We start from the raw sequence: 21,449 nt of genomic DNA, 5'->3' as shown, positions 1-21,449 counted from the left end.
GTCCGGCGCGGGCCGCTAGCCGGCCCAGTCGGAAAACAGCGAGGCGATGGTCTGGCGCAGCCAGCGGTTCGAAACGTCGGCATGGTAGCGCTCATGCCAGTGCTGCTTGACCTGGAAGCGCGGCAGCTCGACCGGCACCGGCAGCGCGCGCACCGCTTCGCTTCCCGCCACCTCGGCCGCGTAGCGGTAAGGCACGATCGCCAGCAGCTCGGTCTGCGCCACGATGCGCGCCACCCCCAGGAAGCTGGGCAGCTTGAGCGCGATGCGGCGCTCGATCCCCTCCTCCGCCAGCACCTTGTCGACGATCGCATGGCCGGTGCCCGAGGTCAGCACGCGCACGTGCGCTTCCTCGCGTAGTGCATCACGGGTGAGCGCCTCCTTGACGCGCGGGTGCGCGGCCGCCGCCAGGCACACGAAATGCTGGTCGAACAGCACCTGCTGGTAGAAGCCGGCCTCCAGGTGCGGCATGAAGCCGACCGCCAGGTCGACGCTGCCGTCGGCCAGCTCGGCCGGGCTGTCCGGTGAAATCTTGGCGATCTGCAGGCGGATGCCGGGGCCGACTTCGCGCAGGTGGTTCAGCAGGCGCGGCAACAGCACCACCTCGCTGATGTCGGTCATGCAGATGCGGAACTCGCGCGTGCTGGCGGCCGGGTCGAAGGCCGGCTGGTCGGCCAGCGCATGCTGCAGCGCCTGCAGCGCCTGGCGCACGTCGGCAATCGCGTTCTGCGCGCGCGGCGTGGGCAGCATGCCTTTCGCAGTCCGGCTGAACAGACGGTCGTTGAAATGCTCGCGCAGGCGCGCCAGCCCGACGCTGACCGTCGACTGCGGCAGGCCGAGGTTGCTTGCTGCCCGGGTCACGTTGCCGGTCTTGTAGATCTCGTCGAAGATCGACAGCAGGTCGAGATCGAATCCCATTCCAACTCCTTCTATTAGAAAACATGATCATCATAATTAAGCTCCATCAGTTTCTCAAATAAAGATCGCAAGGCACACTGGCGGCATCGAAAAAAACACAGGAGACCGCCATGAATCGCAGCGATTCACCCCTGCCTTCCGTCATCGTCGCCGGCGCCGGCATCGGCGGCATCGCCGCCGCGCTGGCACTGTCGCAGCTCGGCCTGCGCGTGACCGTGCTGGAGCAGGCCCCCGAACTGGGCGAGATCGGTGCCGGGCTGCAGCTCGGGCCCAACGCCTTTGCCGCCCTCGACGCCCTCGGCGCCGGCGAAGGCGTGCGCCGCCGCGCCGTGTTCACCGAGCGCCTTGTGATGATGGATGCCGTGGACTGCAGCACCGTCGCCAGCTTCGAAGTCGGCGAAGCCTTCCGCGCCCGCTTCAAGAACCCCTACGCGGTGATCCACCGCGCCGATATCCACACCGCCATCCTGGAACAGGTGCGCACCATCCCCAACATCGAGCTGGTCACCTCGTGCCGGATCGAATCGATCGCCCAGGACGTCGGCGGCGTGAGCGTGAGCGCCGAAAGCGGGCGCGAATTCCGCGCCGACTACCTGATCGGCTGCGACGGCGTGAAGTCGGTGGCACGCGAGGCGGTGGTAGGCGACGGCGTGCGCGTCTCCGGCCACGTGGTCTACCGCGCCGTGGTGCCGGTGGCCGACATGCCCGAGGAGCTGCGCATGAACGCCCCGGTGGTCTGGGCCGGCCCCAACTGTCACCTGGTGCACTACCCGCTGCGCGGCGGCGACCAGTACAACCTGGTGGTCACCTTCCACAGCCGCGAGCAGGAAAGCTGGGGCGTGAGCGACGGCAGCAAGGAGGAAGTGCTGTCCTACTTCACCGGCATCGACGCGCTGCCGCGCAAGCTGCTGCACCTGCCCTCGAGCTGGCGCCGCTGGAGCACCGCCGACCGCGACCCGGTGGACAACTGGACCGACGGCCGCATCACCCTGCTGGGCGACGCCGCCCATCCGATGATGCAGTACCTGGCCCAGGGCGCCTGCATGGCGCTGGAAGACGCGGTCACGCTCGCCGCGGCGGTGCGCCACTGCGACTACGACATGGCGGCCGCGTTCGCCCTCTACCAGCGCTCGCGCATCGCCCGCACCGCGCGGGTGGTGCTGTCGGTGCGCGAGATGGGGCGCCTGTACCACGCCGCCGGCGTCGAACGCCTGGTGCGCAACGAACTGTGGAAGGGCCGCAGCGCCGCCGGCTTCTACGAGGCCCTGGCCTGGCTGTACGACTGGAACGCCGAGAACTGCCTGGCGCCGGACGCTTGACGACATCCCGAGGAGAACAAGACATGAACAAGGAACTGGCCCAGCACGAGCTGCTGGCAGCGCGCCGCGCGCTCTACCAGGACATGCAGGCCCTGCACCTGTCCCCGCTGTGGGAATCCCTGCACACGCTGGTGCCGCGCCAGCCCACGCCCGACTACGAAGCCGCGCTGTGGCGCTATGAAGACGTGCTGCCGCACCTGACCCGCGCCGGAGAAGTGATCTCGGCCGAGGAAGCCGTGCGCCGCGTGCTGATCCTGGAGAACCCGGGCCTGAAGGGAAGCGCCTCGATCACCCGCTCGCTGTACGCCGGCCTGCAGCTGATCCTGCCGGGCGAGATCGCGCCGGCCCACCGCCACACCCAGTCGGCCCTGCGCTTCATCGTCCAGGGCAAGGGCGCCTACACCGCGGTCGACGGCGAGCGCACCATGATGCAGCCGGGCGACTTCATCCTGACCCCGGCCTGGGCCTGGCACGACCACGGCAACCCGGGCATCGATGGAAGCAGCGAACCGGTGGTCTGGCTCGACGGCCTGGACATCCCGACCATCCGCTTCTTCAGCAGCGGCTTCGCCGAAAACGGCGACAGCGCCAGCCAGCCGATCGCGCGCCCCGAGGGACGCAGCTTCGCGGCCTACGGCAACAACATGGCGCCGGTGCGCCACCCGCACAGCGGCGGCAGCTCGCCGATCTTCAACTATCCCTACGAGCGCTCGCGCGAGGCGCTCGAGACCCTGCGCCGCCAGCAGGAGATCGACGCCTGGCTGGGCGTCAAGCTGCGCTACGTGAATCCGCTCAATGGCGGCGCCCCGATGCCCACCATCGGCGCCTGCATGCAGCTGCTGCCGGCGGGCTTTCGCGGCCTGCCCCACCGCAGCACCGACGGCACCGTCTACAGCGTGGTGGAAGGCCGCGGCACCGCCGTCATCGGCGGCCGCCGCTTCGACTTCGCGCCGCGCGACACCTTCGTGGTGCCTTCCTGGGCCACGCTGGCGCTGGAAGCGCTCGAAGACGCGGTGCTGTTCAGCTTCTCGGACCGCCCGGTACTCGAGGCGATCGGCCAGCTGCGCGAAGAATTCCTGCCCGAATAAACCATCAATACGGACTTAAGCACCATGAGCGACAACTTCATCTTCCCTGCACAGGCCATCGTCGGCCTTCCCGTCAACGGCAGCGACGCTGCTTTCCCGGTGCGCCGCATCTACTGCGTCGGCCGCAACTATGCGGCCCATGCGCGCGAGATGGGCTTCGACCCGGACCGCGAGCCGCCTTTCTTCTTCTGCAAGCCGAACGACGCCGAATCGGTGGTGCCGGTTGCGGCCGGCGCCACGGTGGCCCTGCCCTACCCGCCGCGCACCGAGAACTACCATTACGAGATCGAACTGGTGGTGGCGATCGGCAGAAGCGGCCGCGACATCGCCGTCGAGGACGCAGCTGGCCACATCTTCGGCTATGCCGTCGGCCTGGACATGACCCGGCGCGACCTGCAGATGCGCATGCGCGAGCAGGGCCGCCCCTGGGAGATCGGCAAGGCCTTCGACTACTCGGCGCCGATCGGCCCGATCACGCGCATCGCCGACAGCGGCGCGCTCGACGCCGGCGCCATCGCCCTGACGGTGGACGGCAAGACCGTACAGAGCAGCGACCTGGCCAAGCTGATCTGGAACGTGAACGAAACCATCGCCCAGCTCTCGACCCTGTTCGAGCTGCGTCCCGGCGACCTGATCATGACCGGCACACCCGAAGGCGTCGGCGCGGTGACCCCGGGCCAGCGCATGGTCGGCTCAATCGACGGCCTCACGCCGATCACGGTCGACATCGTCAAGAGCGCGTGATGAAGCTGCATACCTTCTTTCGCAGCTCCGCGTCCTACCGGGTGCGCATCGCCCTGAACCTGAAGGGCCTGGCGGCCGAGCAGCTGCACGTGCACCTGTCGAAGAACGGCGGCGAGCAGTTCGCCCCCGCCTTCGATGTCTTGAATCCCCAGCACCTGCTGCCGGTGCTCGAGATTGATGACCTGGTGCTGGCGCAATCGCTGGCCATCATCGAGTACCTCGACGAGACCCGCCCGCAAGCGCCGCTGCTGCCGCTTGATGCGGCCGGGCGCGCGCGCGTGCGCGCCCTGTCGCAGATGATCGCCTGCGACATCCACCCGCTGAACAACCTGCGCGTGCTGAAGTACCTCGGCGGCGAGCTGGGCCTGCCTGAGGAGCGCCGCAACGCCTGGTACCGCCACTGGGTCGCGCTGGGCCTGACGGCCCTCGAACGCGAGCTGGTGCGCAGCCCCGCGACCGGGCTGTTCTGCCATGGCGACACCCCGACCATGGCCGACTGCTGCCTGATCCCGCAGCTGTACAACGCGCGCCGCTTCGAGTGCGATCTGTCGACCTACCCGACCATCGCCGCGATTGCCGCGCGCTGCGAAGCGCTGGAGGCCTTCGCCCAGGCCCGTCCCGAGGCACAGCCCGACGCGCAGTAGCACATTGAGGAGACGCACATGAAAGTCCTGGTACCCGTCAAGCGCGTGGTTGACTACAACGTCAAGATCCGTGTCAAATCCGATGGCAGCGGCGTGGATATCGCCAACGTCAAAATGTCGATGAACCCGTTCGACGAGATCGCGCTGGAAGAAGCGGTGCGCCTGAAGGAAGCCGGGGAGGTTCTAGAGGTGGTGGCGATATCGGTAGGTAGCGCCCAGTGCCAGGAAACCCTGCGTACCGGCATGGCGATCGGCGCCGACCGCGGCATCCTGGTCGAGACGGGCGTCGAGACCGAGCCGCTGGCCGTGGCCAAGATCATGAAGGCGCTGGCCGACAAGGAACAGCCACAGCTGATCATCCTGGGCAAGCAGGCGATCGACGACGATTCAAACCAGACCGGCCAGATGCTGGCTGCGCTGCTGGGCTGGCCGCAAGCCACCTTCGCATCGAAAGTGGTGCTGGAAGACGGCAAGGTTACCGTGACCCGCGAAGTCGACGGCGGCCTGGAAACCGTGGCCTTGACCCTGCCGGCCATTGTCACCACCGACCTGCGCCTGAACGAGCCGCGCTACGTGACACTGCCGAACATCATGAAGGCCAAGAAGAAGCCTTTGGAAACCGTCAAGCCGGAAGACCTGGGCGTCGACGTGAGCCCGCGCCTGAAGACCCTGAAAGTGGTCGAGCCGGCCAAGCGCTCGGCCGGCGTGAAAGTGCCGGACGTGGCGACCCTGGTAAGCAAGCTGCGCATTGAAGCCAAAGTCATCTAGGAGGTAGCGAACATGGTCGCACTCGTCATTGCAGAACACGACAACGGCTCCCTCAAGGGCGCCACCCACCACACCGTGACCGCGGCGCTTCAATGCGGCGAAGGAGGTGCAAATGAGGTCCACATCCTGGTCGCCGGCTCGGGCTGCGGCGCCGCCGCCGAAGCGGCCGCTGGCATCGCGGGCGTCGCCAAGGTGCTGGTCGCCGACGCGCCGCATCTGCTGGCTGGCCTGGCCGAGAACGTCGCCGAGCAGATCCTGGCGATCGCCGGCAGCTATTCGCACATCCTGGCCCCGGCCACCGCCTACGGCAAGAACATCCTGCCGCGCGTCGCCGCCAGGCTGGACGTGGCCCAGATCTCGGAAATCACCAAGGTCGCGTCCCCGGACACCTTCGAGCGGCCGATCTATGCCGGTAACGCCATCGCCACCGTCCAGTCGGGCGACGCGGTGAAGGTCATCACCGTGCGCGGCACCGCCTTCGACGCCGCCGCAAGCGGTGGTTCGGCTGCCGTCGAGCAGATCGCGGCCGTCGGCGACGTGGGCAAGTCGGCTTTCGTCGGCCGCGAGCTGGCCACCTCAAGCCGTCCGGAACTGACCGCCGCCAAGATCATCGTGTCGGGCGGCCGCGGGATCGGCTCGGCCGAGAACTTCACCCTGCTGGAGCCCCTGGCCGACAAGTTGAAAGCCGCGATCGGCGCCTCGCGCGCCGCGGTCGACGCCGGCTTCGTGCCGAACGACTGGCAGGTCGGCCAGACCGGCAAGATCGTCGCCCCGACCCTGTACATCGCGGTCGGCATCTCGGGCGCGATCCAGCACCTGGCCGGCATGAAGGACTCGAAGACAATCGTCGCCATCAACAAGGATCCGGAAGCGCCGATCTTCTCGGTGGCCGACTACGGCCTGGTGGGCGACCTGTTCGAGGTCGTGCCGCAGCTGGTGGAGGAACTGGGCTAGTTGCTAGACCCCGGCTCGCCGTGCGGCGGCGGCAGGATCCGAACCAATAGCTGGTCGATCCGGTAGTGGTCGACGTCCAGCACCTCGAACTTGACCCCCATGTATTCGACGCTGTCGGTCCGCTTGGGGACCTTGCGCAGCATGTACATCATGAAGCCGGCCGCGGTCTCGTAGTTTTCCTCGTCCGGCAGGCTTTCCAGGCCGACGGTGCGCTTGACGTCGCCCACCGGCGTGCTGCCGTCGATCAGCCATGAGCCATCCTCGCGCTGCATGATCTGGTCATCCTGGTCCAGCGGACTGCCCCAGCTGCCCATCACGGTCAGCATGATGTCGCTCAGCGTGATCACGCCCATGACCAGGGCGTATTCGTTGATCACCACCGCGAAGGTTTCCTTGGTGGCGCGGAACTTGTCGAGCAGCTCGGACAGGGTCAGCGTGTCCGGGATGATCAGGACGGTGCGCACGCTCGATTCGTTCAGCTGGAACACCGACTGCTTGTTCAGGAGCCGCACCAGGATGTCGCGCGTATCTACGTAGCCGATCACCCGGTCGATGGTGCCGTCGCAGACCGGGAACTTCGAATGCCCCGCCACCTTCTGGCGGATGCTGGTCTCGTTTTCCGTCAGGGTGAAATACACCACGCTGTCGCGGTTGGTCATGGCCGAGGCCACCGAGCGCGACTCCAGCTCGAACACGTTCTCGATGAAATGCTGTTCCTGCTTCTGCAGCACGCCGGCCTGGGCGCCCGCTTCCACCGCGGCGGAGATCTCGTCGAAGGTGATGCTGTCCTCACGCGTGGTCTCGATCTTGAAGATGCGGAAGATCAGGTTGGCGACCAGGTTCAGCGCCCATGCGAAAGGTTTGCAGATCCGGATGTATAGCTGGACCGGCTTGATCACCGCGATGGCGATGCGCTCGGGTGCGATCATCGCCAGGCGCTTGGGCATCAGGTCCGCGAACAGGATGAACAGGCAGGTGACGAACAGGAAGGACAGCGCGAAGCCGATGTTGTCCAGCGCCGGGCCGACGTACACCGTCGACACCCAGTCGATGAAGAAGGGCCGCAGCGCGCCCTCGCCCAGGATGCCGCCCAGGATCGCGATCGCGTTCAGGCCGATCTGGGAAGCGGCGAAGAACTCCGCCGAGTGCATCTGCAGCGCCATCACCTGCACGGCACGCTCGTCGCCGGCCTCGGCAAGCAGCTTGAGCTTGATCTTGCGCGCGCCGGCAAAGGCGATCTCCGTGAGCGAAAGGAAGCCGGCGGCCAGCACCAGGAGGATCATCAAGACGATATGTTGAAACAAGCTCACGGGACACCTGATTGGAAGACGAGCGAAACGCCGCTACGGTGTCCAGTATACGTTTGACAATTACTTGTGGCAACGCGACCAAGACAAGCACGGGGCGGACGCACAGCCGGAGCGCCGGTGCGCTCTCAGGCGCGCAGGCGCCGACGGATCGCCTGCAATGCCGCGCGCTGGTGGGCGTCCGCCCGTGGATAGCGTAGCTTGAGTTCACGCAGCGCATCGAGGACGATCCTGGAAACGATCAGCCTGGCGTTCTTCTTGTCGTCGGCGGGCACCACGTGCCAGGGCGCGGCAACGGTGCTGGTCCGGTTGATGCATTCCTCGTAGGCCGCCATGTAGGCCGGCCAGAACGCGCGCTCCTGGACATCCGCCAGGCTGAATTTCCAGTTCTTTCTCGGATCGTCGATCCGCTTGAGCAGGCGCTTGCGCTGTTCTTCCTGCGAGATGTGCAGGAAGAACTTGATGATCCGGGTGCCGTTGGAGACCAGGTGTCGCTCCAGGTTGCGGATCGAGCGGTAGCGCTCGCGCCAGACTGCCTCCTCGTCGGCGGCCGCCGCCACCCCTTCGCTGCGCAGGATCTCCGGATGCACGCGCGCGATCAAGACCTCTTCATAATAGGAGCGGTTGAAGATGCCGATGCGCCCGCGCTCTGGCAGGTCGACCGTGGTACGCCAAAGGAAATCGTGCTGCAGTTCCCGCGGGGCCGGATGCTGGTAGCTGTGCACCTGGCAGCCTTGCGGATTCACGCCAGACATCACGTGCCTGATGGCGCCGTCCTTTCCCGCCGCATCCATCGCCTGGAAGATCAGCAGGATCGCGTGGCTGTTCGACGCGAACAGGACCTGCTGCCGGGCGCTGAGCCTGGCAACGTGCCTGGCGAGGATCTCGCGGTAGTGCTGCTTCGAGCGGTACACGGGCGCGACCTGGGTCGGCAGCTCGGCCAGGCGGACCCTGCGTTCGCCGTCGATGCGAAAACGCTGCGCGTCGATGTTCATGGTGCTACCAATCCGCCCCGGGCCGTGCGGCGGCAGCGCTCGGAGCAGTACTTGACCTGGACCCAGTCCCGCGCCCATTTCTTGCGCCACGCAAACGGACGCCCGCACTGCAGGCAATCCTTCACCGGCAATTCCGCTTTCTTGCGCATCCTCATGGCGTGATTCTAGCGCAGCCGTGCGCCCGGCCGGCGCCCGGCAAACGGACTAGAATACTGCTTTGTTTGCATGACGGGGCTGGCAAGGGCAATGGCAACTGGATCAGTGAGGGATTTCGTCGCGTCTTCCGCCTGGGGGCAGTTATTGACCAGAGAGCAGCTGGAGCGGGTCCTGCGGGATGTCTCCGAGTCCGGCGCCGGCCCCGGCGAAGCCATCTGCAGGAACGGGCAGCGCTCCGACTACTGGTACGGCGTGGTCGAAGGCCTGGTCAAGGTGTCCAATGTGGGCCCCGACGGCAAGCCGACCACCCTGATCGGCATCCCGCGCGGCGGCTGGTTCGGCGAGGGCTCGGTGTTCAAGCACGAACGCCGCCCCTACGATGTGGTGGCGCTGCGCGAATGCCGGGTGGCCCAGGTGCCCGCCGATACCTTCCACTGGCTGCTGGCCGAGAGCATCGCGTTCAACCACTACCTGATCGGCCAGCTGAATACCCGGCTGGCGCAGTTCGTGATCCGCTGCGAGCACCTGCGCTCGTATGCGCCGGAGCGCCACGTGGCCCTGTGCCTGGCCGAACTGTTCAATCCGGTGCTGTATCCCGGCACCACCATGACGCTCCAGCTTTCGCAGGAAGAGCTCTCTTTCCTGGCCGGGGTCTCGCGCGGCATCGTCAACCGCGCCCTGCGCCACCTCGAACAGGACGGCATCGTCGAAGCGCGCTACGGCAGCATCGACATTCGCGACCTGGCCGCCTTGCGCGCCTCCGCCTTTCGCTGAGGCCGGCCGTCTCCCTGGATGCAAATCTTTCAGGCAATTGTTGTTGCGTGAACAGTCAGCGCGCCCGATGGCGGCTAAGCTAGAGCGAGCAAGCACATACAATCAGGAGACAACTATGCAGCAATGGAGCTATGTTCATGGGCCCAGCAATATTCCCTTGATCGGCGCATCGATCGGCGCCCACCTGGCGGAGATCGCAGCCCGTCACGGCGGGCGCGAGGCCCTGGTGGTGCCTTTCCAGGGCATCCGCTGGACCTACGCCGAATTCGACGAGCGGGTCTCGCGCGTGGCCGCCAACCTGCTGGCGCTGGGGCTGGCGCCGGGCCAGCGGGTCGGCATCTGGGCGCCGAATTGCGCGGAATGGGTGCTGGTGCAGTTCGCCACCGCGCGCGCCGGGCTGGTCATGGTCAATATCAACCCGGCCTACCGCCGCTCCGAACTCGCCTACGCACTGGACAAGGTCCAGTGCAGCGCCCTGATCCTTGCTCCTGGCTTCAAGACCAGCGACTACCTCGCGATGGTGCGCGACGTCGTGCCCGCGCTGGCCCGCGGCGGCGCCACGCCACTGCAGGACGACAGCCTGCCCCACCTGCGTCACGTGATCCGCCTCGGTTCCGAGGCCACGGCCGGGATGCTGAATTTCGACATGCTGCTGGCCCCGCCGGGCGCCGAGGCGCTGGCGCGTCTGCGCCAGGTGGCGGACGCGGTGCAGTTCGACGATCCGGTGAACATCCAGTTCACCTCGGGCACTACCGGCGCACCCAAAGGGGCGACACTGAGCCACCACAACATCCTGAACAACGGTTTCTTCGTCGGCGAGGCGATGCGCCTGACAAGCGCGGACCGCCTGTGCATCCCGGTGCCGCTCTACCACTGCTTCGGCATGGTGCTCGGGAACATGGCCTGCGTGACGCACGGCGCCACCATGGTATTCCCGAGCGCCGGCTTCGACCCGGAGGCCGTGCTGGAGACCGTCCAGGCCGAGCGCTGCACTGGCCTGCACGGCGTGCCCACCATGTTCATCGCCCTGCTCGAACACCCCGGCTTCGCGCGCTACGACCTGTCGACGCTGCGCACCGGGATCATGGCAGGCTCGCCCTGCCCGGCCGAGGTGATGAACCGGGTCATGCAGACCATGCACATGGCGGAGATCACGATCGCCTACGGCATGACCGAGACCTCGCCGGTGTCGTTCCAGAGTTCGGTGGACGATCCGGTGACGCTGCGCGTGACCACCATTGGCCGCGTCCATCCGCACATCGAGTGCAAGGTGGTGGACGCGAACGGCGCGATCGTCCCGCGCGGCGTCAAGGGCGAACTGCTGACGCGCGGCTATTCGGTCATGCTCGGCTACTGGGACGACGAAGAGAGGACCCGGGCCACCATCGACAGCGCCCGCTGGCTGCATACCGGCGACCTGGCGGTGATCGACGAACACGGCTTCGCCTCGATCGTCGGGCGCTGCAAGGACATGGTGATCCGCGGCGGCGAGAACATCTATCCGCGCGAGATCGAGGAGTTCCTGTACCGCCATCCGAAGGTCCAGGACGTCCAGTGCATCGGCGTGCCCGACACGAAGTACGGCGAGGAACTGTGCGCCTGCATCATCCTGCGTCCCGGCATGCAGGCCAGCGCTGAGGACATCCAGGCTTTCTGCCGCGGCCAGATCGCCCACTACAAGATTCCCCGCTACGTGCGTTTCATGGAGGCCTTCCCGATGACGGTGACCGGCAAGATCCAGAAGTTCGTGCTGCGCGAGCAGATCAGTACCGACCTGGGACTGGGACAGGACACCTGAGGCCGCAAACCGCTCCGCGCGGGATCGATTGATTTCTACTGGGAACTGACTCTTTCTCCTGGATACATGGCTGATGTGCATACGTCAGCCATGCTTCCTTTCGGCGTGCACGCGTTATTACAAATGCTTGCGTTTGAAACGTTTTCGAACTTTCGCGTGCGCACCCTTTGCAAGTAGTCTTATGGGCTCTGCAGTCGACGGCGCCAGTCGCGGCGCATGGAGCGGCATGCCGGCTTTATCTTTTCCTACGGAGTGTTTCTTGTCCGAATCAAATTTCCCCCAACCTGAAACGGTCATCAAGGTGATCGGCGTGGGTGGCGCCGGCGGCAATGCCGTCAGCCACATGGCCTCGTCCGGCCTGGCCTCCTTCGAATTCATCTGCGCCAACACCGACGCCCAGGCGCTGTCCAACACCAGGGTCGAAAAACGGATCCAGCTCGGCGAGGGCGGCCTCGGCGCCGGCAGTGACCCGATCGTCGGGCGCGAAAGCGCGGTGCGCGAGCGCGCCGTCATCGCCGAGGCGCTCAAGGGCGCCGACATGGTCTTCCTCACCGCCGGCATGGGCGGCGGCACCGGCACCGGCGCAGCCCCCGTGGTCGCCGAAGTGGCGCGCGAGCTGGGCATCCTGACCGTCGGCGTGGTGTCCAAACCCTTCGACTTCGAGGGCCCGCGACGCATGCGCGTGGCCGAGGAAGGCATCGCCACCCTGGCGCGCTGCGTAGATTCGCTGGTGATCGTCCTCAACAGCCGTCTCGAGGAAGTCCTGGGCGACGACATCACCCAGAAAAGCGCCTTTGCCGCTGCCGACGAGGTATTGAGCAAGGCGGTCACTGGCATCGCCGAGATCATCACCGTGCCCGGCATGGTCAACGTCGATTTCGAGGACGTGCGCACGGTGATGCGCCAGACCGGCATGGCGATGATGGGCTCGGCCCAGCACGCCGGCGAGGACCGCGCCGTCAAGGCGGCCGAGGAGGCGATCGCCTGCCCCCTACTCGATGGCAACAACCTGCGCGCCGCGCGCGGGGTCCTGGTCAACATCGCCGCCTCCGAAGAGACCTTGCGGCTGCGCGAAACCAAGCTGGTGATGAACACCATCTGCGCCCAGACGGGCGACGATGCGATCATCAAGTTCGGTGCGGTATTCGACGACAGCCTGGGCGACGCCATGCGCGTCACGGTGGTGGCCACCGGCCTGAACCGGCCCGCCGACTTCGCCGCGGGCCGCCGCACCCCGGGGACGCGCGCGACGGCCATGGCGCAGCCGGTCCTGCGCCAGGGCGGGCTCGCCGCGGTGGCCCGGCCCACGCCGTCCCAGCAAGAAGCGCGCACGGGTCCGGCGCCGCGGCAGTCGGCCTCCTAGCGGCGCCCCGGCGGTCCTGCCCTGCCTCAGGCCAGGCCGCCGATCTCCTGCTTCGCGGCGAGCACGCGTGCCAGCGCGGTTTCGGGATCCAGTCCGGCCATCATCTGGTTGATGATCTCCTGCTTGTCCTCGGGGCCAAGCTTCTCGCAGGCTTCCCGGTGCGAACAGTAATAGGCGTACCAGGCCACGTCCGCCGGCCGTTCCTTGCGCGGCTTGAAGCGCGACGGGACCTTGGCGCGCATCGCTTCCACATAGGCCGGCAACTGCGCATCGATAGCGCTCCAGTCGACGCCGGCGACAGCGCGCCGGTCGGATTCCCAGTCCCCCTGGTAGCCGGACCGCGGCCTTGCGCTTTCCCGTTCCACCGCAAGACTCGCCAGGTTCGGATAGCCGTGCGCAGCGCAGAAGCCTTCCACGAACAGCAGCTTGGGCCCGATACCCACCGTTACCGCGCGGCCGAGCACCTCGTCTTTCGGATGCAGGGAGCGCGCCAGCGTGAGCAGGTCGCCATGGGTGATCGGCATGCCCCGCAAGCTGCTCGCCTGGCGCGCCAGCGCCTCGACCAGGCGCGCGCCCACCTCGATGTCGTTGAAGGTGAATGGAATCATGCGGATACGGCGTCCGGTGCGCCGGCTGAGAGCGTATTCGCCATAGAAACGTTTTCCTTGTGTCAATGCCGCATCTTAGCAAAACCTTGAACCAGGCACGCGGTCTCTGTCGGAGCTACCGCTCTCGGGATCGCTGGCAAGGATGCCGCCCGCCCCTCCTGGAGGCCTTGGTGGCGTCGCGTCGGTTCGATCGAAGTCGTTAGCGCTGAACTGATCTTGCTGGCTGAAATGCCTAGTGGGTTAGTTACATTTTTGTGGCGATAAGGTGCTCGGTTGGCCAGGCTGGTGCGCCCGACTGCAAGCGGATTAGACGTGCTCCATTTGCTTTCGGGTCGTCGGGAAAGAAATCCGCCGAATCCTGTCTTCATGACGCCCGGCGTCTGATTGCGCAATCATTTGATTGGTTAAAGATGTTACGCGGCCTCATTTTGCTGCTAGGATCGTGGTAACTTGTTAATTACCAAAGGTTTTGCCCGGTGGAGGTCGCCGAGCAGCATACCTTCCAAACCTCGAGGCCATCCTGTCAAACATGAAACCCATTGCTCTTCTACTCGCCCTCTTCGGCGCCCTGCCCGGCGCCTACGCTGCCAATCCGATCGTGACCGACATCTTCACTACCGACCCGACCGTCCTGGTCGACGGCGGACGCCTGTACATGGTCACCGGCCGCGACGAGACGAAAAAAGGTGGCAAGGGCTACACCATGAACGAGTGGCGCCTCTACTCGACCTGCGATATGCAATCCTGGGTCGACCACGGCGTGGTGGGCGGCTGGCGCACCTTCGCCTGGGCCAAGAGCGACGCCTATGCCCCGGACATCGTCAAGCGCAACGGAAAGTACTACCTGTACGGGCCGGTCCAGCATGATGCGACGAAACCCGGGTTCGCTATCGGGGTGGCGGTGGCCGATTCGCCGCTGGGGCCGTTCAAGGATGCCCGCGGCTCCGCCCTCATCACCGACGACATGACGCGCGAGACGCCCAACGGCTGGGACGATATCGACCCGGGCGTGTTCGTCGACGACGATGGGCAGGCGTACATGTACTTCGGTAACAAGGTGCTCAAGTACGTCAAGCTCAAGCCCAACATGATCGAGCTGGACGGGCCGATCCACACGGTGGGCCTGTTTGAATTCGAGGAAGCGCCTTATCTGCACAAGCGCAATGGCGTGTATTACCTCAGCTACGCGAGCCGCCTGCCGGAGGTGATCGCCTACGCGACCGCGCCCAGCCCGACCGGGCCGTGGACCTACCGCGGGGTGATCATGGAGAAGAACAAGTTCACGCACACGATCCACCAATCGTTTGCCGAGTTCAACGGCAAGTCCTACTTCTTCTATCACAATGACGCGCTGTCTAACGCGGACTTCCGCCGCTCGGCTGCGGTGGAGGAGTTCAGTTATGGGAAGAATGGGGAGATTCCTCTGATTGCCCAGACCAGGAGCGGGCCGAAACCGAATCCGGGACTGGGGTGTGCCAAAGCATCGCCTTGAGTGGAACCCGGGCAGTAAAAAGCCCCTGAGGTCAGGGGCTTGGGCTTACTTCGTGAAATTCACCGCTGAGCTGTGAATTATTCCCACTCAATCGTCGCCGGCGGCTTCCCCGAAATGTCATACACAACGCGATTGAGGCCGCGTACTTCATTGATGATCCGATTCGACACCTTCCCCAACAACGCATGCGGCAAATGCGCCCACTGCGCCGTCATGAAGTCCAGCGTCTGCACCGCGCGCAGCGCCACCACGTATTCGTAGGTGCGGCCGTCGCCCATCACCCCCACCGACTTCACCGGCAGGAACACGGCAAACGCCTGGCTGGTCGCCTCGTACCAGTTGGTCGGCGCCTTGCCCGGATCGATGCCCGCCACTGCCGGCAGCTCGAACGGCGTATTGCGCAGCTCTTCGATGAAGATCGCATCCGCCTCGCGCAGCAGGTCGGCGTACTCCTTCTTCACCTCGCCCAGGATGCGCACACCCAGGCCCGGACCCGGGAACGGGTGACGATACACCATGTCATGCGGCAGACCGAGCGCGACTCCGAGTTTACGCACTTCATCCTTGAACAGCTCGCGCAGCGGCTCGAGCAGTTTCAGATTCAGGGTCTCCGGCAGGCCGCCCACGTTGTGGTGGCTCTTGATGGTCTGGCCTTTCTTGCCTTTACCCGCCGATTCGATCACATCCGGGTAGATGGTGCCTTGCGCCAGCCACTTCGCATTGGTCAGCTTGCCGGCTTCCTGCTGGAACACCTCGACGAATTCGCGTCCAATGATTTTGCGTTTCTGTTCGGGGTCGGTGACGCCGGCCAGGTGACCCATGAACTGGTCTTCGGCATCGATGCGCAGCACCTTCACGCCGAGGTTTTTCGAGAACATGTCCATGACCATCTTGCCCTCGTCCTTGCGCAGCAGGCCGTGGTCGACGAACACGCAGGTCAGTTGGTCGCCGATGGCGCGGTGGATCAGGGCTGCGGCCACGCTCGAGTCGACGCCGCCCGACAGGCCGAGGATGACCTCATCGTTGCCGACCTGTTCGCGGATCTTCTGGACCGCTTCGCCGATGTAGTCCGGCATGTTCCAGTCCGACTTGCAGCCGCAGATCTCGTGCACGAAGCGGCCGATGATGGCTTCGCCTTGCGTGGTGTGGGTGACTTCCGGGTGGAACTGCAGCGCGTAGAAGCGGCGGTCTTCGTCGGCCATCGCGGCGATCGGGCAGCTGTCGGTGGAACCCATCAGCTTGAAGCCCGGCGGCATGTCCAGCACCTTGTCGCCGTGGCTCATCCAGACGCGCAGCATGCCGTGGCCTTCGCTTGTTACGAAATCGTTGATGCCGTTCAGGAGGGCCGTATGGCCGCGCGCGCGCACTTCGGCGTAGCCGAATTCGCGCAGCTTGCCGTTCTCGACCTTGCCGCCGAGCTGGGCGGCCATGGTCTGCATGCCGTAGCAGATGCCCAACACCGGCACGCCGGCTTCGAACACGGCCTGCGGGGCGCGCGGCGAATCGCCCTCTAACGTGGAGTTGTGGCTGCCCGAGAGGATGATGCCGGATGCGCCGTAGTTGCGCACGAACTCGTCGCTGACGTCATACGGGAAGACTTCGGAGAACACGCCGGCATCGCGCACGCGGCGCGCGATCAGCTGGGTAACCTGGGAACCGAAATCGAGGATGAGGATTTTCGAATGCATGTAGAGGGCAACGATAGAAGATGAATGGGTAATGCAAAAACGCGGCCCTCGGGCCGCGTCTCATGGATGTTCATTCCGAACGGTAGTTCGGCGCTTCCTTGGTGATCTGCACGTCGTGCACGTGCGATTCGCGCATGCCGGCCGAGGTGATCTCGACGAACTCCGCTTTCTCGCGCAGTTCGTCGATGGTGGCGCAGCCGCAGTAGCCCATCGACTGGCGAATGCCGCCGACCAGCTGGAAGATGATCGCCAGCACGCTGCCCTTGTAGGCGACGCGGCCCTCGATGCCTTCCGGGACGAACTTGTCGGCCTTGCTCGAGGCTTCCTGGAAGTAGCGGTCGGCCGAACCTTCGGCCATCGCGCCCAGGCTGCCCATGCCGCGGTAGGACTTGTAGCTGCGGCCCTGGTACAGGATGGTCTCGCCCGGCGCTTCATCGGTGCCGGCAAACATGCTGCCCATCATGACGGTGTGCGCGCCTGCTGCCAGTGCCTTGGAGATGTCGCCCGAGAAGCGGATGCCGCCGTCGGCGATGCAGGGCACGCCGGTGCCTTCCAGCGCCTTGGCCACGTTCGAGATCGCGGTGATCTGCGGCACGCCGACGCCGGCCACGATGCGGGTGGTGCAGATCGAGCCGGGGCCGATGCCGACCTTGACCGCGTCCGCGCCGTACTCGACCAGCGCTTTCGCCGCGGCCGCGGTGGCGATGTTGCCGCCGATGACGTCCACGTGCGGGAAGCGGTCCTTGATCCACTTGACGCGGTCCAGGATGCCCTGCGAGTGGCCGTGCGCGGTGTCGACCACCAGCACGTCCACGCCGGCGGCGACCAGCAGTTCGATGCGCTCTTCGTCGCGCGCGCCCACGCCCACGGCCGCGCCGACCAGCAGCTTGCCCTGCGAGTCTTTCGATGCCAGCGGGTGTTCGTGCGACTTCTGGATGTCCTTGACGGTAATGAGGCCGCGCAGCTCGAAGGCTTCGTTGACGACCAGCACGCGCTCGAGGCGGTGCTTGTTCATCAGGCGCTTGGCTTCTTCGGTGTCGGCGTCTTCGTTGACGTAGACGAGCTTTTCGCGCGGGGTCATCTTGGCGCGCGCTTCCGCGTCCAGGTCTTCCTCGAAACGCAGGTCGCGGTTGGTGATGATGCCGACCACCTGCTTGCCCTCGACCACCGGGAAGCCGCTAATGCCGTGCTGTTGCGACAGCGCCAGCACTTCACGGATCTTCATGGTGGGAGGAATGGTGATCGGGTCGCGCAGCACGCCGGATTCGTAGCGCTTGACGCGCGTCACTTCACGGGCCTGGTCGGCCGGGCGCAGGTTCTTGTGAATGATACCGATGCCCCCCTCCTGTGCCATCGCAATCGCCAGGCGCGCTTCGGTCACGGTGTCCATCGCAGCCGACAGCAGCGGGATATTCAGCGTGATATTCCTGGTCAGTTTGGTGCGAAGGCAAGTGTTGGCCGGAAGAACGTTGGAGTAGGCCGGGACGAGCAGCACGTCATCGAAGGTGAGTGCTTTTTGGAGGAGACGCATAACGATTTTCCTATAGGCGCAAAAGTGAATTATACAGAAACGGCGAAAAACTGTCGCAGCCATGCCTAAATTTGCCGGGGAAATCGCGCTATCGCGCACCTGCGATTGACAGCGCCAAGGAAGCATGGCGAAATCGCTTTGTTACCCAAGGAAAACTTTTATGCCGTTTCCGTCCTCCCCCCTCCGCCTGCTTGCCGCCTGCGCCCTGCTGCTGGGCAGCAACTTGGCACACGCCCAGTATTCCTGGATCGACGCGAACGGCGTACGCCATTTCTCCGACCGCCCTCCTCCGCCATCGACACCGCCGCACAAGATCCTGAAGGCGCCGGGCCGGGCGGCAGCGGCCGTGCCGCCGGCGCCTGCCGAGCCTGCGTCGCCCGCAGAGGCCCCCACCCCGGCCAAAGGTCCAAAGACCCTGGCACAGCGCGAGGAGGAATTCCTTGCACGCAGCAAGCTACGCGAAGAACAGGAAAAGAAGGATGCCGCGGCAGCGCAGCGCCGCCGTGACCTGGCCGAGCATTGCCAGGATGCGCGCCAGATGCGCGCGCAGGTGGAATCGGGTGTGCGCATCGCGAAGTTCGATGCGAAAGGCGAGCGCAGCTTCATGACGGACGAGGAACGGGCCGCCCAGCTGGCGCGGGTCAACAAGGCACTGGCGCAGTGCCGTCAGTAGGCATTCAAGGCCGCAGTCGAATGACCTTAGCGCTGCCCGGCTGGCGCGCCGGCTCGGGGTTGATGCGCGGCGCCACCTCGACCCGGTTGCGTCCGCCGGCCTTGGCCGCATACAGGGCCGCATCCGCACGGCGCATCAGGCCGGCGAAATCCTCGCCCTTCTCCAGCATCGCCAGGCCGATACTGACCGTATAGGCAGGCCCGGGCGCCGCCGGCGCGCCCGTCGCCGGGCGGTCGAGGGCGGCGCGCAGGCGCTCGGCGACGGCGCGGGTGGTGTCGAAGGACGCGTCCGGCAACAGCACCCCGAACTCCTCGCCGCCGAGACGGGCGAAATAGTCGATCTTGCGGATTTCCTCGCGGGTGCGCGCCACCAGGTCGCGCAGGACCTCGTCGCCGACCCCGTGCCCATAGGTATCGTTGATGCGCTTGAAATGGTCGGCATCCAGCAGCAGCAGGCCCAGTCCGCTGCCATGGCGCCGCGCCCGCGCCAGCTCGCGTTCGGCCATGTCGAAAAAGGCGCGGCGCGAGGGTGCGCCGGTCAGGTGGTCATGCTCGGCCGCGTAGGCGGTGTCGGTCAGCACCCGAGCATTGGCCAGCATGACCGCGCCCAGGCTCAGGGCCGGCAGCGCCAGCGTACCGATCGCAAAGAACACCAGGTTGGCGATGGCCGGGTCGAGCAGCGAGGGCTGTGCGTAGGCCTCGAAGGCATAGAAGGCGCCGCGGCCGAAATGCCCCAGCCCCAGCAGCAAAGCCGCGGTCCGGCTGAAGGCGTTCGGGTAGCGCAGGCGGCCATCCGCAACCCTGGGCAGGCTGGCGTAGATGCCGAAACAGATGGCCATGTGGAAGGCCGACATCGCCACTACCCGTAGCGGCAGCGAATTGTGGACATAGTGGAATACGACGACGCCGGCGAAGGCGGCAAGGCCGCCGCCTGCCAGCAGGCGCCAGGGCACCGGCAGGCCGAGGTAGCGCCGGTAGCCGGCCAGCATCAGGCTGGCGGTCAGCAGCAGCAGTGCGTTGGCGACTTCGATGCTGAGGACGTCGGGAATCACGTCGCGCGCCGCGAACAGCAGCAGCGCGATCACCGCCACGCCATTGGCCTGCGCCCATTCGCGAATGCCTGCCACCCTGCTGTCGGCGAGCGACGTCAGGACGAGCAACATCACGGCGGACATCGCGGTGGTGACCAACAACAGGCTTACGGTAATCAGCATGGGCGGAACGGGCAACGGAGGACGGCTTCGAGGCGGGCTCTATGATACCCTGAAGAATGCCCAAGAATTTGCCCGGTCGGAATTTTACAACTGAGCAAAACGCCAAGGCGGACCTGCCCCCTACCTCAGGCGGCCGGCGCTGCGGCGTCCCCCAGCTTCTTGGCCGCGCGCTTGCGCCGCGAATCCTTGGGATCGGCCACCAGCGGCCGGTAGATTTCGATGCGGTCGCGCTCGCGCAGCACGGTGTCGAGCGTCTTCTTCTTGGCGTAGATGCCTACCGCTTGCGTGGTCAGGTTAATGTCGGGATACGCTTCCAGCACACCGCTCATCTCGATGGCCTGGCCGATCGTGGTGCCGGGCGCGACCGTCATGGGGCGCAGGAATTCCTCGCGCGCGGTCGCGTAGCAGACAACCACCTGTACACCCTCATCCATAGACGGCCTCGGCGCGCTTGCTGAAGGAATCGACCATGGTATTGGCGATCATGCCGAACACCGGGCCGATGATCTGTTCCAGGATGATGCTCGAGAACTCGTAATGCATGTCGAGCTCGACCTTGCAGGCGTCGGCGCGCAGCGGCTTGAAGGTCCAGGTGCCTTCCAGCATCTTGAACGGGCCGTCGACCAGGTGCATCTTCATCTGGGTCGGGCGGTTGTTGTGGTTCGAGGTGGTGAAGCTTTGCTTAACGCCATGGAAATTGATTTGGAGGCTGGCCACCAGCTTGTCCTCGCTCCGCTCCAGCACTTTCACGCCACCGCACCAGGGGAGGAATTTCGGATAGTCTTCGACCTTGGCCACCAGGTCGAACATTTGCTCGGTGCTGTAGCCGAGAAAAACTGATTTGTGCACTACTGCCATTGGTCAACCGTTTGTTATGATGTTGGACGAGTTGCATTTTGCGCCATGCAATCTTTGCATTGGCGCCACAGCAGTAGTTTAACCGAGACGCGGATTTTCGCTATTTCATGAGTATTGTTGACAATAAAAAAGCTTTTTTCGACTACTTCATCGAGGACCGGTATGAAGCCGGCATCGTACTGGAGGGGTGGGAAGTCAAGGCCATCCGCGAAGGCAAGGTACAGATCAAGGAGGCCTATGTCGTCGTGCGCAACGGCGAACTGTTCCTGTTCGGCGCCCACATCAGCGCGCTGACCACGGCATCCGCCTTCAGCCATCCCGAGGCCTTGCGCACCCGCAAGCTGCTGCTGCACCGCGCCGAGCTGGACAAGCTGGTCGGCAAGGTCGAGCGCGCCGGCTATACCCTGGTGCCGCTGAACCTGCACTTCAAGGGCGGGCGCGTGAAGTGCGAGATCGGCCTGGCCAAGGGCAAGAAGCAGCACGACAAGCGCGCCACCGAGAAGGACCGCGACGCCAAGCGCGAAGTCGCCTCGGCGATGAAGCAGCACAAGCGCTAGGCCC

At 65.4% G+C, this 21,449-nt stretch carries 22 protein-coding genes; 12 read left to right on the top strand and 10 right to left on the bottom strand.

Annotation, left to right across the window (positions count from 1 at the left end):
• Nucleotides 1–15: 15 nt before the first annotated feature.
• Nucleotides 16–915, bottom strand: a complete 900-nt coding sequence (locus ACK6C6_RS09445; RefSeq protein WP_409267067.1) for a LysR family transcriptional regulator — start codon at nucleotides 913–915, stop codon at nucleotides 16–18.
• Nucleotides 916–1,025: 110 nt separating this feature from the next.
• Here ACK6C6_RS09445 and ACK6C6_RS09440 point away from each other — a divergent pair, with 110 nt between their 5' ends.
• From ACK6C6_RS09440 to ACK6C6_RS09415, 6 genes are read left to right on the top strand one after another with little or no spacing between them, the layout of a single operon-like run.
• Complete coding sequence (locus ACK6C6_RS09440) at nucleotides 1,026–2,234, top strand: 3-hydroxybenzoate 6-monooxygenase (protein ID WP_409267066.1); 1,209 nt, start codon at nucleotides 1,026–1,028, stop codon at nucleotides 2,232–2,234.
• Nucleotides 2,235–2,257: 23 nt separating this feature from the next.
• Nucleotides 2,258–3,322, top strand: a complete 1,065-nt coding sequence (gene gtdA, locus ACK6C6_RS09435) for a gentisate 1,2-dioxygenase (protein ID WP_409267065.1) — start codon at nucleotides 2,258–2,260, stop codon at nucleotides 3,320–3,322.
• Nucleotides 3,323–3,346: 24 nt separating this feature from the next.
• On the top strand, nucleotides 3,347–4,066 hold the full coding sequence (locus ACK6C6_RS09430; RefSeq protein ID WP_292038980.1) for a fumarylacetoacetate hydrolase family protein: 720 nt from the start codon (nucleotides 3,347–3,349) through the stop codon (nucleotides 4,064–4,066).
• The gene (gene maiA, locus ACK6C6_RS09425; RefSeq protein ID WP_409267064.1) at nucleotides 4,066–4,710 is read left to right on the top strand and encodes a maleylacetoacetate isomerase; all 645 of its coding nucleotides are present in this window, start codon (nucleotides 4,066–4,068) and stop codon (nucleotides 4,708–4,710) included. Before ACK6C6_RS09430 ends, maiA begins: the two co-directional genes overlap by 1 nt.
• A gap of 18 nt (nucleotides 4,711–4,728) precedes the next feature.
• Nucleotides 4,729–5,478: an electron transfer flavoprotein subunit beta/FixA family protein gene (locus ACK6C6_RS09420; RefSeq protein WP_409267063.1), complete on the top strand. Its 750-nt coding sequence runs from the start codon at nucleotides 4,729–4,731 to the stop codon at nucleotides 5,476–5,478.
• A gap of 12 nt (nucleotides 5,479–5,490) precedes the next feature.
• Nucleotides 5,491–6,432 carry an electron transfer flavoprotein subunit alpha/FixB family protein gene (locus tag ACK6C6_RS09415; RefSeq protein ID WP_409267062.1) on the top strand — a complete coding sequence of 314 codons (942 nt, stop codon included), beginning with the start codon at nucleotides 5,491–5,493 and terminating at the stop codon, nucleotides 6,430–6,432.
• Here ACK6C6_RS09415 and ACK6C6_RS09410 read toward each other — a convergent pair.
• The 3 genes from ACK6C6_RS09410 to ACK6C6_RS09400 all read right to left on the bottom strand — a co-directional run bounded on the left by ACK6C6_RS09410 (nucleotide 6,429) and on the right by ACK6C6_RS09400 (nucleotide 8,883).
• Complete coding sequence (locus tag ACK6C6_RS09410; RefSeq protein ID WP_292038989.1) at nucleotides 6,429–7,742, bottom strand: hemolysin family protein; 1,314 nt, start codon at nucleotides 7,740–7,742, stop codon at nucleotides 6,429–6,431. The genes ACK6C6_RS09415 and ACK6C6_RS09410 overlap by 4 nt on opposite strands.
• Nucleotides 7,743–7,867: 125 nt before the next feature.
• Nucleotides 7,868–8,734: an ADP-polyphosphate phosphotransferase gene (locus ACK6C6_RS09405; RefSeq protein ID WP_209586425.1), complete on the bottom strand. Its 867-nt coding sequence runs from the start codon at nucleotides 8,732–8,734 to the stop codon at nucleotides 7,868–7,870.
• Nucleotides 8,731–8,883, bottom strand: a complete 153-nt coding sequence (locus ACK6C6_RS09400; protein ID WP_409267318.1) for a DUF2256 domain-containing protein — start codon at nucleotides 8,881–8,883, stop codon at nucleotides 8,731–8,733. Before ACK6C6_RS09400 ends, ACK6C6_RS09405 begins: the two co-directional genes overlap by 4 nt.
• 97 nt (nucleotides 8,884–8,980) lie before the next feature.
• On the opposite strand from ACK6C6_RS09400, the gene ACK6C6_RS09395 reads away from it, so the two are divergent.
• From ACK6C6_RS09395 to ftsZ, 3 genes are all read left to right on the top strand, one after another.
• A complete protein-coding gene (locus ACK6C6_RS09395; protein ID WP_409267061.1) occupies nucleotides 8,981–9,664 on the top strand; it encodes a Crp/Fnr family transcriptional regulator in 684 nt (227 codons plus the stop codon).
• Nucleotides 9,665–9,779: 115 nt separating this feature from the next.
• Nucleotides 9,780–11,462 (top strand): AMP-binding protein, encoded by a 1,683-nt coding sequence (locus ACK6C6_RS09390; protein WP_409267060.1) that lies wholly within the window; start codon nucleotides 9,780–9,782, stop codon nucleotides 11,460–11,462.
• 259 nt (nucleotides 11,463–11,721) lie between these two features.
• Entirely contained in the window at nucleotides 11,722–12,825 is a 1,104-nt protein-coding gene (gene ftsZ / locus ACK6C6_RS09385; RefSeq protein ID WP_409267059.1) for a cell division protein FtsZ, read from the top strand.
• A 26-nt stretch (nucleotides 12,826–12,851) separates the two neighbouring features.
• On the opposite strand, the gene ACK6C6_RS09380 is transcribed toward ftsZ, so the two are convergent.
• Entirely contained in the window at nucleotides 12,852–13,433 is a 582-nt protein-coding gene (locus ACK6C6_RS09380; RefSeq protein ID WP_409267058.1) for a hypothetical protein, read from the bottom strand.
• A gap of 529 nt (nucleotides 13,434–13,962) precedes the next feature.
• Here ACK6C6_RS09380 and ACK6C6_RS09375 point away from each other — a divergent pair.
• Nucleotides 13,963–14,925, top strand: coding sequence for a glycoside hydrolase family 43 protein (locus ACK6C6_RS09375; RefSeq protein WP_409267057.1), 963 nt, complete (start codon nucleotides 13,963–13,965; stop codon nucleotides 14,923–14,925).
• Nucleotides 14,926–15,002: 77 nt separating this feature from the next.
• Here the strand turns inward: ACK6C6_RS09375 and guaA are convergent, their stop codons facing one another.
• Together guaA and guaB are read right to left on the bottom strand one after the other, a co-directional pair.
• Nucleotides 15,003–16,613 carry a glutamine-hydrolyzing GMP synthase gene (gene guaA, locus ACK6C6_RS09370; protein ID WP_409267056.1) on the bottom strand — a complete coding sequence of 537 codons (1,611 nt, stop codon included), beginning with the start codon at nucleotides 16,611–16,613 and terminating at the stop codon, nucleotides 15,003–15,005.
• A gap of 70 nt (nucleotides 16,614–16,683) precedes the next feature.
• On the bottom strand, nucleotides 16,684–18,144 hold the full coding sequence (gene guaB / locus ACK6C6_RS09365; RefSeq protein ID WP_409267055.1) for an IMP dehydrogenase: 1,461 nt from the start codon (nucleotides 18,142–18,144) through the stop codon (nucleotides 16,684–16,686).
• Nucleotides 18,145–18,304: 160 nt separating this feature from the next.
• Here guaB and ACK6C6_RS09360 point away from each other — a divergent pair, with 160 nt between their 5' ends.
• Entirely contained in the window at nucleotides 18,305–18,817 is a 513-nt protein-coding gene (locus ACK6C6_RS09360) for a DUF4124 domain-containing protein (protein WP_409267054.1), read from the top strand.
• Nucleotides 18,818–18,821: 4 nt separating this feature from the next.
• Here the strand turns inward: ACK6C6_RS09360 and ACK6C6_RS09355 are convergent, their stop codons facing one another.
• The 3 genes from ACK6C6_RS09355 to ACK6C6_RS09345 all read right to left on the bottom strand — a co-directional run bounded on the left by ACK6C6_RS09355 (nucleotide 18,822) and on the right by ACK6C6_RS09345 (nucleotide 20,888).
• A complete protein-coding gene (locus ACK6C6_RS09355; RefSeq protein ID WP_409267053.1) occupies nucleotides 18,822–20,030 on the bottom strand; it encodes a GGDEF domain-containing protein in 1,209 nt (402 codons plus the stop codon).
• 125 nt (nucleotides 20,031–20,155) lie between these two features.
• Nucleotides 20,156–20,464: an RnfH family protein gene (locus tag ACK6C6_RS09350; protein WP_409267052.1), complete on the bottom strand. Its 309-nt coding sequence runs from the start codon at nucleotides 20,462–20,464 to the stop codon at nucleotides 20,156–20,158.
• A complete protein-coding gene (locus tag ACK6C6_RS09345; RefSeq protein WP_285377212.1) occupies nucleotides 20,457–20,888 on the bottom strand; it encodes a type II toxin-antitoxin system RatA family toxin in 432 nt (143 codons plus the stop codon). Before ACK6C6_RS09345 ends, ACK6C6_RS09350 begins: the two co-directional genes overlap by 8 nt.
• Before the next feature lie 107 nt (nucleotides 20,889–20,995).
• Here ACK6C6_RS09345 and smpB point away from each other — a divergent pair, with 107 nt between their 5' ends.
• Nucleotides 20,996–21,445: an SsrA-binding protein SmpB gene (gene smpB / locus ACK6C6_RS09340; RefSeq protein WP_036217379.1), complete on the top strand. Its 450-nt coding sequence runs from the start codon at nucleotides 20,996–20,998 to the stop codon at nucleotides 21,443–21,445.
• Nucleotides 21,446–21,449: the final 4 nt, after the last annotated feature.

Source organism: Massilia sp. BHUDP2, from assembly GCF_046236355.1.
Classification (GTDB): Bacteria; Pseudomonadota; Gammaproteobacteria; order Burkholderiales; family Burkholderiaceae_D; genus Telluria; species Telluria varians.
Note: the sequence above shows the minus strand (reverse complement) of the source record. Positions and strands in the feature narration are given on the sequence as shown.